Here is a 7,049-nt window from a genome sequence, read left to right as displayed (position 1 = left end):
TTCGGGATCAACACCTGATTTTAATGAAAAAACAAACCGCTTAATTAATTTTTGAAATTTAGAATAATTCTCTTGTTTTATAGGGGCCAAAACAGGTGTGCCTGATTGTCCGCAGGACAATCAGACGTTGCAAGCGAACACGGACTTTTGAATATAGACAGTGTTTAGCATTGTTTTATTATTATTGGCTATAGTTTTTAGAACTTCTTTTTTAATAAAATTACGATGAAACCTGCAAGACCAAAAAAGCCTAATGATATTATTAAACTCATTGGTCCTTGATTTTCCCTTAAAGTTTCTTTAGAACTTAAGTAAGGATTATTGTCTTTCGATATTGCGTAAAGAGAGACAAGGTGGTCAGGTTGATTTAAATATGCTTTTTCTTCATTCGAAATTTTAATTTGAACCGGTTTGTTCTTTAGACTATCGCTCTCGAATTTCCGCATATTAAATAACCATATATCATCTGAAGCTACTCTAAAAATATTATTGTATTCAAAAGTTTTTATATAATAGTTGGGAGATCTTCTACTAAAATCTTCATGACGTTCAAAAGTGAAATCTTCAAGTACAACATTAAGTGTGGCAAGGTCTTTTTCTTCAGTAATTTCTGGATTGGCAAAATGTTCGTATAGAAAAAATAAGCCAAGAGCAGTACAAATTGCTAAACTTATTTTTTTCATAGTTATGTCTCCAAAAGTATCTTTTTTATCCATTGTTATAAATTTCTCAAGAGGTCCCGTATAAAAACTGTGCGATCTGGCGAGCTTGATTGTCCGCAGGACAATCCGATATGCAAGCGAACACAGGCTTTCGAATGGCCACTAATATAGCATTGTTTTTATATTTTTGTGCGTAGTCCTTTATTTCCCATACATTTGATTCTCCATCTTGAATAGATATTAAAAGAATTTTCACCATATTTATGAATTTAGATTTTTATAATGAAGAGGAATTCGATAAAATATTTTTGTCTTCTTCCTTATCATTGTTATTAAAAATTGAGAAGAATAATTCTCCCAATTCTTTACAAAGGATAAAATTCCATAAACTTGAAAAATTAGCAAGGGATTTAGATAATTACAATAATGGTGAAATAGTCCGTAAAGAAAAAAAACTGTTTATTAATTATTTAAAGACAATTCAATCCAAATCCGTTTCTGATCTGACATTGAAAGAATTGCTTGAACTAGAAAGAGATTACCTATTGCCTTCAATTGACGGAAAATTGAGAGAAATTGGTTATACCACAAGAAACGCTTGGTTAATTGCTTCAATTATGGTCCTACCACTGGATGTTTTCCTGTTATATTTTATTGGCCAGTACTTTTTCTATATACCAGTTTTTTCTTTGTATATCGCTATATCTAGTTTGGTTGATCGGAGGAAAGCTAAAAGAGAGAATAAATTGTGGTAAATCCTTATAATGTTAGTATTCTTGGGATTACGCACAACGTCCTATAAAAACTGTGCGAGCTGGGGTGTGTTGTCCGCAGGACAATCCGCAAGCGAGCGCAGAGTTTGGATTCGAGACAGGTTTAAGCATCTTATGTTTTTAGTATCGATGAAAAAGCAGCAAATCAAGTATCTTTGTTTTTATAATGTTGCTCACCGTTTTTATCTGCCGTGGTATTCCATATTTGGTAACTGTTCATTATTCTTTAAGTATCGGTCGAACCAGTTGATCACCTCTTCGTTAACTTCTTCTTTATTTTCTGAAATCCCGTGATCCCCACCTTCGAACATTATAAGGCGGTAAGGAATTCTGTGTTTTTCAAACTTTAGAGCAAGCTTTAGACTTTGCTCAGGTTTTACTCTCCAGTCGGAATTGCCGTGTAACATTAGAATAGGAACGTCATTTGGAAATTGGTCTACCCACTTTATTGCAGACCTTTTTTCTAATTCCGCCTCTTTGTTTTCTGCATAGTTGGGAATCAGTTCTGATAAAACATTGGTTTCCATTTCAGGTCTGTTTTCAATTGCATTAAATTGATCTGAAACCCCACCTCCAACAACTGCAGCTTGTATTTTATCTGTTTTGGTTAAGGCAATATAAGTCATCATTCCGCCACGACTCCATCCATACATTCCGATCTTATTAGTATCTGCCGATTCTACTTCTTTTAATACTTCCGGTAAAATAGTTATATCATTAACATCTTTGCCTCTAAATTCGTCTTTTCCTTCTCTGCCTGCATTTCCTCTATATTGGCTTGCAATTACTACATAACCTTTTTTTGCTATTTCACCGAGGCATCATCTTCTGATCTGCAATTTTTAAAAGGATTTTTATTCTCTAGTTTTATTTGATCAATATTATTCCGAATCTGGCTTTCTGAATAATTTTCTACTAGAATTCCAATATAACATTCACATAACTTTTTACTCTTACCAAAATTTTTTGTTTTTAGCTCTTTATGCATACAACCAGCCATCATTGATTTTTGGAAGACGGTTTCACCAAAAATAAGATTGTATCTAAAAATCACAATTGCTATGAGAGTGAAAAAGGTAATGAATAATCCAATTATAGTTTTTTGTATTCGATTCATTCAGATAAATTCTCTTTAAAGTCAAAAAAGGAAGAGGCACTTTTACATAGCTCTTAAGTAATACTCTCTCCGGGGTAGCATATGCTCCTCCTTTCAGCTTTTCGAATCGTGCCCGGCCCAGAATTCTGATCGAGTTTTCGTTAATAGATGAAAGTACGCCACTTAAAAAATCGAGCTCTCTTCTTTTTTCGTCCTTATTTATATTGCTTTTTGAACTTCCCTAAAAATATCAATTTTTATAAGATGAATTCTGACCAACGTCTCGTCCTGTAAAAACAGTGCTGCGTCTGGGCAATGGTTTTCCGCAAGGTAATCAGACGCAACAAACACACGAAATTCTTATATAGGGTTGTAAAACCTTTAACCTTGGCTTTTCTGTTTAAGTGTTTCAGCCATTAAAAGTATTTCTTTATTAATTATTTCGGCATTTTCTTTTTTTGTAATTATAGAACCGTGATTTGCATCCATATAAAATTGTTTTCCTTTAGTAGATAGTTCTTTCAATTCTTTTTGCATTTCATACCATACTTGAGTATCCCCGTACTGTTTCTTTGCTGTAAAAACCAGAACAGGTAAGGAATCTAAGCTACTTGCCACACCTGCTCGTTGAAAAATATCATCATTTATGCTATTTTCTTTGAGTAACCTACGATAAACGTCCCCAGAATAAGAAGTAAGATAAAGTTTGCGATTTTGGTACTCTTTCGGTAAATCTTTATCCATAGACTCAGGCTTCATTATTTTATTGTAAACTCCCAATATTCCCATATCAGCAAGTATTATAAAAAATTTCCCAAAGATAATTTGATTTTCATCAAACAATCCTTTTACTCCTAATCGTTCCCATTGTTCTGGATGACTCGAATCTATAAAAACAAGGGCTTCTACTTCATTTGGATATAGGTCTCTGAATATTCGATTATAAGGACCGCCCATAGAATGACCTGCTAATATATAAGGTGGTTTTTCACCATTTTTTTCTAGTAATTTATGTAATTGTCGAGCATAAAATTCCGAGGTAATACTGTCGTTACTCGATTCGCTAAACCATTTTCCTTCTCTATCATAACGCACAACTCTCATGTTTTTTTTCAACCCATCTGCAACCCAATGAAATACACCCGTGCCACCCCCTGCACCTGATTCAAGTACAAGCGTTGGCAAATCATTTTTTTTACCTTCTGCTATTATATGAAGTTTAGTTCCATCAACATCAACTAATTTTCCGGGAGGAACGGGTTTTGAACTAAATAATCTGAAACCAACTCCAGCTATCAATAATAGAATTATGAGTCCGGCTAAAATTTTGCCAATCCACTTAAGTATTTTTAAAATTAATTTCATAATAGTTTTATATGGTACTTGCCGTTTAATTTATTTTGTCAATTATCCAATCCATTAATCCATTTGGTTCAGCAATCGACCATGAGTGGGGATGGCGTATTCCATTTAATCGATATCCTTTACCCAAAGCATTAATAAATTCTGCCTCTTGATTGCCCGAAATTCTCAATTCATTAATCATTGCAGTTTGGTCTAATGCGTTAATGTCATAAAAATCCGTTTGTCTTTCTGTTAAATGCCAATCAATATCTGGGTCAGAGTAAATTCTGATTGGTGTATCAATTAGGAATGTAGCATTGCCACCACCTTTTACAGCTTTTGAATACATTGAATGCTTAGAATAAATATTCGGTACTGCTTTAGGTGAACCACCAAATTGCTTATCAAGTTTTGCTAAATAATCCTTAGCCTCATTCACGGCTACTTCCGAAAAGTTTAATTCTTTAGTTCGTTGAAATGAATAGTAAATTCTTGCCCAATCCAATGGTGGGTCTATTCCATAAACAGCAACTGGTTGAATTGATGTTAAATCAGGGTTTTCTTTCGAGAGTTCTACATATCTAATGGCGTTCATCCCACCCAGAGAAAAACCTCCAATTATTATTTTGTCTTTTGGTACTTGATATTTAGAAATGGCATTTTTAAAAGTAGTATTTAAAAAGTCCATTGCGATTTTATCAAGGTAAAGATTATAATTAATCGAGGGTATTATCAACAGAATTCCTTTCTCGAATGCTAGTTCGGCTAGTTTGATATTGTTATTTATAGCATCTTCAACTTTTTGTGCAGTTGGGGGTAATAGTATAAGGGTACCTTTAATTTTGCCTTTGGGTTTTAGTGCATAATAGAAGAGTTCATTTGAATTTCCATCATTTATGTACAGAGAGGTTTCATCAACAATTTCAACTTTATTTTTCTCAAGATTTTCTGAAAGAGTTTTATTAAGGTTTATTTCTGGTACTTTCTGGCCGAAAACGGAAAAGGAAATAAATAATATCCCGATGTTCATTAGTATTCTCATATTTTTTTAAATGGTGGGTAATCGGTTACGGTTCTCAAGTTAGGGGAATAGGGACGCGAGCTTTTCGGCTTAACCATTTTCTTTCTTGGATATCTAAATTACACATTTCGACTAAGCCCTATATTTGGATACAATCGACTTGGTGTACACTATTTTTTTATAATGCTTATTGGTTAGGTTCTAATTCTTTATCCGCTAGTAAGCTCTTAAAGAAGTCAGCTACTTTTGATGCACCTGTCTTTCCTCCGTCATCAATATTGGATAAAATAATTACTGTATAATTATCGTCCATAAAATCCATTAACTCGCCGTGAATTCCATACCATCCGCCACTGTGGCCGACTATAGTTTGATTGTATCTGTTATCGATGTCAATACCATATCCTAAATGAGTATTATAACCTTTTACTTTAGGTTCAAACATCAAATCTGTTGTCTTTTTATTAAGTAATTTATGGTTCCTTAAAGCTCTTGAGAACTTAAATAAATCTACTACCGTAGAATAATAAAATCCAGCTGGAGATGCCTTTGTTAGGTAATAATCATTTTTCTTTAAAACTTTATTTTGACCAAATTGTGAAGTATAGCCACTTGCTATATTTTTAACAATAGAGTCTACCTGGATTTCGGATGTTGCCTTCATATTTGATGGTTCGAGAATATTTTTTCTTATATAATCGTAATAATCCTCACCAGAAACATTTTCAATTATTAAACCTAGAACCACGAAACCAGTTCCGCTATAGTCATATTTAGTTCCTGGTTTGGATAAGAGCGTATCATTTGCAAAAAGTGGTACAAAATCAGAAATTTCCTTGTAATCTGAATTTTTGAGTTTATCTGAATCGGTAACGTAAAAATTGTTAAGGCCCGATGTATGTGTTAAGAGTTGATGAACGGTTACCGAGTTCCTGACAATCTCATTTGGATAATCGGGTAAATATTTACCTATTGGTTTCTTAAGATCTATTTTACCTTGCTCATAAAGTTGTAAAGCTGCAACAGCTGTAAACATTTTTGTAATTGAAGCTATATTAAACTTCGTATCAATTTTATTTTTTACATCGTATTCTATACTTGAAAGGCCGTAAGCCCTTTTATCAATTACTTCATCATTTTTAGCTACCAGTATTGCTCCTGAAAACTCTGAATCATCAATGCTATCTAAATAATTTTTGATTTGAGAATTTGTAGATTGAGAATATGATAGATTAAATACAAATGTAAGTAAGAGTAAAATTTTAAATTTCATTGAAGTAAAGTTTTTAGGATTTATTTTTTCAATAATTCTTCCATATCAGAGATTCTTGCTTTTTTCTCAGCTGCGAGAATCTTAATAATTTTAGATGGATTTAGCTCTAAATTTGGACTGTTCATCATTGCATGACTATCAAAAACACTTGAGTAGATTTCTGTAATTACGCTTTCTATTATATCGATTAGCTTTTCGGTCTGTTCAAATGTAGGTGTGTCCAAACCAATTCTTTCTATTGGACCATCTGTATGCGCATAAACTTTATCTCTAAGTTCAGTTATTAAATCGATCGTTTTTCTATTTTCTTCTATTTGATTATACCAAAAATCTATTTTGGTTTTAGAAATTTTAAAATTTCTAAAATGTACATCTTTTTCTAGCTTTTTAATGAAGTGAAATATGTTAAACTTATCCCGTTTTTTTGAATCATAAAAAAGCTTTGAAAGTTCAATTACACAATTTCTCCAAAGGGCGTCAGCGATAAATTTAAAATCACGCGATTTTTTTAGATATTCAAATTCCTCATTGGTATCAGGCTTATGAAGATAAAAGGAGTATTTTAAAAATCTTTTCGCATTAAGAGAAATTTTCCAAATCTCCCAAATATTGTTGTTAATCTCTTCTTTTTGACTCATTTTTTATAATTGATGCTATAAAAACTGTTCTAGCGGGTGAGAGTGATTGTCCGCAGGACAATCAGCTAAGCAAGTGAGAACGTAGCTTAGATTCAAGACAGGTTTCAGCTTTTTAAATAGTTAATAGCAATGGTTTATTCTCTAAATTAGATTATGAGAGATCAGTATTTTATCTAGTTCTTTTAGGGAAGTCGGATGAATAATGGTTGTATCTATCCTCAGTTCAGACTGATCTGTTTTTA

General features: G+C 32.7%; 8 protein-coding genes. 1 reads left to right on the top strand and 7 read right to left on the bottom strand.

Features of this window, described 5'->3' with window-relative positions; genetic code table 11:
- Window positions 1-197 precede the first annotated feature (197 nt).
- The gene (locus DET49_RS16915) at window positions 198-716 is read right to left on the bottom strand and encodes a hypothetical protein (protein WP_133549866.1); all 519 of its coding nucleotides are present in this window, start codon (window positions 714-716) and stop codon (window positions 198-200) included.
- 209 nt (window positions 717-925) lie between these two features.
- On the opposite strand from DET49_RS16915, the gene DET49_RS16910 reads away from it, so the two are divergent.
- Window positions 926-1,417 carry a hypothetical protein gene (locus DET49_RS16910; protein WP_133549865.1) on the top strand — a complete coding sequence of 164 codons (492 nt, stop codon included), beginning with the start codon at window positions 926-928 and terminating at the stop codon, window positions 1,415-1,417.
- Between the two features lie 200 nt (window positions 1,418-1,617).
- On the opposite strand, the gene DET49_RS16905 is transcribed toward DET49_RS16910, so the two are convergent.
- The 6 genes from DET49_RS16905 to DET49_RS16880 form a co-directional block, all read right to left on the bottom strand.
- Window positions 1,618-2,244, bottom strand: a complete 627-nt coding sequence (locus tag DET49_RS16905; RefSeq protein WP_133549864.1) for an alpha/beta hydrolase family protein — start codon at window positions 2,242-2,244, stop codon at window positions 1,618-1,620.
- Window positions 2,241-2,552 (bottom strand): hypothetical protein, encoded by a 312-nt coding sequence (locus DET49_RS16900; protein WP_133549862.1) that lies wholly within the window; start codon window positions 2,550-2,552, stop codon window positions 2,241-2,243. Before DET49_RS16900 ends, DET49_RS16905 begins: the two co-directional genes overlap by 4 nt.
- Window positions 2,553-2,912: 360 nt before the next feature.
- Complete coding sequence (locus tag DET49_RS16895) at window positions 2,913-3,896, bottom strand: alpha/beta fold hydrolase (protein WP_133549860.1); 984 nt, start codon at window positions 3,894-3,896, stop codon at window positions 2,913-2,915.
- Window positions 3,897-3,921: 25 nt separating this feature from the next.
- Window positions 3,922-4,905, bottom strand: coding sequence for a hypothetical protein (locus DET49_RS16890; RefSeq protein ID WP_166636603.1), 984 nt, complete (start codon window positions 4,903-4,905; stop codon window positions 3,922-3,924).
- A 178-nt stretch (window positions 4,906-5,083) separates the two neighbouring features.
- The gene (locus DET49_RS16885; protein WP_133549856.1) at window positions 5,084-6,169 is read right to left on the bottom strand and encodes a serine hydrolase domain-containing protein; all 1,086 of its coding nucleotides are present in this window, start codon (window positions 6,167-6,169) and stop codon (window positions 5,084-5,086) included.
- Between the two features lie 20 nt (window positions 6,170-6,189).
- Window positions 6,190-6,807, bottom strand: a complete 618-nt coding sequence (locus DET49_RS16880) for a hypothetical protein (protein WP_133549854.1) — start codon at window positions 6,805-6,807, stop codon at window positions 6,190-6,192.
- Window positions 6,808-7,049: the final 242 nt, after the last annotated feature.

Source organism: Salegentibacter sp. 24 (assembly GCF_004362395.1).
Lineage (GTDB): Bacteria > Bacteroidota > Bacteroidia > Flavobacteriales > Flavobacteriaceae > Salegentibacter.
Note: the sequence above shows the minus strand (reverse complement) of the source record. Positions and strands in the feature narration are given on the sequence as shown.

Coding starts and splice junctions, on each gene's coding strand:
- DET49_RS16900 (WP_133549862.1), bottom strand. CDS start 2,552: ATGAATCGAATACAAAAAACTATAATTGGATTATTCATTACCTTTTTC.
- DET49_RS16915 (WP_133549866.1), bottom strand. CDS start 716: ATGGATAAAAAAGATACTTTTGGAGACATAACTATGAAAAAAATAAGT.
- DET49_RS16895 (WP_133549860.1), bottom strand. CDS start 3,896: ATGAAATTAATTTTAAAAATACTTAAGTGGATTGGCAAAATTTTAGCC.
- DET49_RS16880 (WP_133549854.1), bottom strand. CDS start 6,807: ATGAGTCAAAAAGAAGAGATTAACAACAATATTTGGGAGATTTGGAAA.
- DET49_RS16910 (WP_133549865.1), top strand. CDS start 926: ATGAATTTAGATTTTTATAATGAAGAGGAATTCGATAAAATATTTTTG.
- DET49_RS16890 (WP_166636603.1), bottom strand. CDS start 4,905: ATGAACATCGGGATATTATTTATTTCCTTTTCCGTTTTCGGCCAGAAA.
- DET49_RS16885 (WP_133549856.1), bottom strand. CDS start 6,169: ATGAAATTTAAAATTTTACTCTTACTTACATTTGTATTTAATCTATCA.